The sequence below is a fragment of the Stenotrophomonas sp. STEN033 genome (genome assembly GCF_056856655.1).
Genome location: NZ_JBXFWM010000121.1, coordinates 1 through 3,803 on the forward strand (window position 1 = coordinate 1; position 3,803 = coordinate 3,803).

Below are 3,803 nucleotides of genomic sequence, written 5' to 3' on the forward strand. Positions count from 1 at the left end.
GGTGCGGGGGTGCGGGAGTGCGGGAGTGCGGGAGTGCAGGAATGCAGGAATGCAGGAATGCAGGAATGCAGGAATGCAGGAATACTAGCCCCTCTCCCGCTTGCGGGAGAGGGGTTGGGGTGAGGGGAGCTTTTGACTTTGCCTTGTGGTTTCTTTGGCAGGAAATGCTGTAGCAACAGCAACAGCAACAGCAACAGCACCCCCCATCCGCCCTTCGGGCACCTTCCCCCGCAAGCGGGAGAAGGAAAGGCTGCTTCCGTCGCTCTTTGCGGTATCTGCAAAGAAAAAGCCGCGCTGTTGCCAGCGCGGCTTTTCATTACCTCCGTGCACTGGGCACGGCTACAACGCCTTAGAACTTCCAGTTCACGCCGAAGTAGACGACGCGGCCAGCGTAACCGTTGGAGTAGAAGCGGGCCTTGGTGTCGTTGCCCAGATGCGTGCGCGTCTCTTCCTTGGTCAGGTTCAACACCGAGGCACTCAGGCTCAGCGCCGGAGTGATGTTGTACGCAGCGTTCAGGTCGATCTGCTGGTAGGGCTCCTGGTAGAGGTTCAGGCCGCTGACCAGGCCCTGCACCACTTCACCGCGACGGTTCCACGAGGCGCGCAGCAACAGCTTTTCCACTTCATAGAACACGGTGAAGTTGGCCTGGTTTTCGGCACTGCCTACCAGCGGTGACTTGCCGATCTCGGTGCCGTCTTCCAGGGTGATGGCCGCTTCGTTGGTGTCGTTCCAGGTGTAGTTCGCCTGGAAGCCCAGACCGAAATCCAGCGTGTGCTGGGCATAGAACTCCAGGCCCTGCGACACCGCGTCACGACCACCAGCGGTGGTGGAGTAGTTCTGTACGACCACGCTCTGGCCGCCGACGTTCTGGGTGACGTCCTGCACCACCGGCACCGAGAAGTTGCTGACGTCCTTGCGGAACAAGCCCAGGCCCAGCACCGAGCCGGGCTGGAAATACCATTCCACGCCGATGTCGTACTGGGTGGCCTTGTAGGCTTCCAGGTTCTTGTTGCTGCCCGAGCCGTACCAGCCCTGCTCGCTGGCACCACCGGTGAGGCGACGGTCATTGACGTATTCGGGGCTGAAGTACTCCAGGCTGCCCGGTGCGGCGATGTTGTTGTAGCTCGGGCGTGCGATCACCTTGGAGGCTGCCGCACGCAGCAGCAGGTTGTCGGTCAGGTCATAGACGATGTTGAAGCTGGGCAGCACGTCGGTGTAGCTGCGGTCCAGGCCGCTGACAGCGAACGACTCGACGCGCGCTTCGCTGTCGGAGAGACGCCAATAACCTTCGGTACCGCAGTAGGTACGTGCCGGTGCGGCACCCGGTACCGTGTCACCGGCCTGGCAGGCCAGCGGGTTGCCGTTGGCGTCGTCGTAGAAGTAATCGTTGTACGAGGTGACCTTGTCGGTGGAGTCGGCGTGTTGGCGGGTGCTGACCACACGCACGCCGACGTTGCCGCGCAGGCGTTCGGTGCGGAAGTTGGCCTGCAGGTAGGTGGAGTAGATTTTTTCGTCCACGTTGTAGACGAAGTTGTCTTCGTTGCGCGTCTGCATCGGCCCGTAGGTCTTGTTCAGATGGGCGATGTAGGCCGGGTAGTTGATGGCCGGGAACGCGCTTGCATTGATGCCGCCGGCCAGGTTGCCCATGCCGTAGATGAAGTCGGGCGAGAACTGCAGGGCGAGGTCGTTGCAGCCGCCGTTCCAGTAGCGGTTCTCGTAGTCGCTGGCATCGGTGCCCGGGCAGGCCCAGTAGCTGTTGCCGGTGCTGCGGTGGATGCCACCGTCACGGTACTTGACGCCGAACTGCAGCGATTCCAGGAAGCCGCTGTCGTTGTGCCAGGTGGTGTCGATCTGCGCGTACTTCTGCTGGTTGGTGTTGCGGGTCCACGACGAGCCAGTGGAGCCGAGGTCAACCTGCAGGATGCCGTTCTTCAGGTTCTGCATCAGTTCCGGCGAGAACGCCATCGACGGGGTACCAGCCAGGCTCCAGGCGCTGGCCAGGTTGCCCAGGTTCCAGCTGCCGTCGGCATTCTGGCTGCGCGGCTTGAGCGGCACCGAGAACTGCAGCGACGGGCCGCCCTTGGCCCAGGTGCGGCCACCCTTGAAGGCGATGTCGACCGACTCACCGCGCCATTCGGCGGAGAAATCGGCGGTCTGCGACAGTGCCTTTTCGCGGTTGTAGCTGCCGGTGATCTGCGGGGTCGGCACGGTGCAGTCGTCGGAACCCCAGCCGCCCGGCGCCATGCCGCCGGCGGCAGCTTCATCCTCGCTGCAGTAATAGGTCTTGCCCGGATGCAGGCTGTAGTCGGCACCGGTGACAATGGTGCCGCTCGGGTCCATGGTCAGCCCGTCGAGCAGGCGCCCGCCAGCCCAGTTGCCGTCGCCCCAATAACGGGCGATGTTCCATTCCGGCACCTTGATGGTGTGGGTCTGGGAGTCCTGCGACAGGTCGAAGCGGAAGTAGTTCGCGGTCAGGGTGAGGTTGTCCAGCGGCTTGAACTGGAGGGTCAACTGGCCGCCCTTGCGCTCGCGTTCCTCGTCCTTGACGTCAAGGTTCACCGAGGTCGGCATCATGAAGCCGGTGTAGTACTTGCCGTTCTGGTCGTAGAAGCCGGTGCCGCCCCACCAGTTGGAGTTGAAGTCCGAGGGATTGCCGTGGACATCGACCGCGGTGCCGCCTTCGTCACGGCCATACCAGGACCAACCTTCGGTGCTGGCGCCCATGGTGCGGGTGGTGCGCTTCTGGTCGGTATAGCCAACGAACACGCCAAAACGGTCGTCCTTGTCATGCCAGGCGTAGGAGGCGGAAAGCTGGCCGTCGGTCTTCTTGGTGGTGTCGGCCCAGGTGCCTTCAACGGAGACGAAGCCGGTGTTGGCTTCCATTTCCAGCGGGCGGCGCGTGTGCAGGATCACCGTACCGCCGATGCCGCCTTCGTCGATGCGGGCTTCCGGCGACTTGAACAGCTCGGCGCTGCCCAGCATGTTCGACGGCAGCAGCGTGTAGTTGAACGAACGGGTCGGGTCGCCGTTGGATTCGGCAGTGGCCACGTAGTTGCCGTTCAACTCGGTCAGGGTCAGCTCCGAGGACAGGCCGCGCACGCTGACGTTCTTACCTTCGCCGCCGCTGCGGGTGATGATCACGCCGGGCACGCGCTGCAGCGCGTCGGCCACGTTCTTGTCGGGGAACTTGCCGACGTCTTCTGCGGTGATCACCTCGACCACGGCATTGGCGTCGCGCTTCTGCTCAAGGCTTTTTTCGATGGCGTAGCGGTAACCGGTGACGTTGACGCTGTCGAGCGTGGTGGCATCGGTGCTGGTGCTGGCCTGTTGCGCAAACGCAGCGCCGGGTACGGCGGCCACGGCGAACAAGGCGACGGCAATGGCGGCGGACAATGTGTCGCGGCCGTGCTTGCGTGTGATCTGTTTCATTTCTCTCCCTCTCCTGGATTGAATCGCTAACTGTCACGTTGATTTGGACTTGTATCGATCTAAAAACGGGTGAAACCGGGGCCTTGTTGCGTTCGCTCAATGATTGGTTTGGCGCTCGAGCAGGGTTCCGTTGCCGGGATCGTGGGGGTGTCGATTTGGATCGATCTAAACGATTGGCGCGCATTTTTTAGCACAGCCAAGGGTTTGACGCATGTTGCTACGCAATATGGCCGGGGCGATGGGCTTGGCGAGGGGCGGGGGGAGGAGGTAGTGGGGCGCCCAGGACCGCGAGTGGCGCGCCCGGGGATGCGGTATGGAAACCCCGGCGGGGCCCCTCGGTGTGGGACCACCCTATTGTCCAACGGCCAAGGGG

1 protein-coding gene is annotated in these 3,803 nt (G+C 62.9%); it reads right to left on the reverse strand.

The window, feature by feature from the left end; translation table 11 throughout:
* Positions 1-349: 349 nt before the first annotated feature.
* Positions 350-3,430, reverse strand: coding sequence for a TonB-dependent receptor (locus tag AC1VXC_RS20965; protein ID WP_313173630.1), 3,081 nt, complete (start codon positions 3,428-3,430; stop codon positions 350-352).
* Between the last annotated feature and the right edge of the window lie 373 nt (positions 3,431-3,803).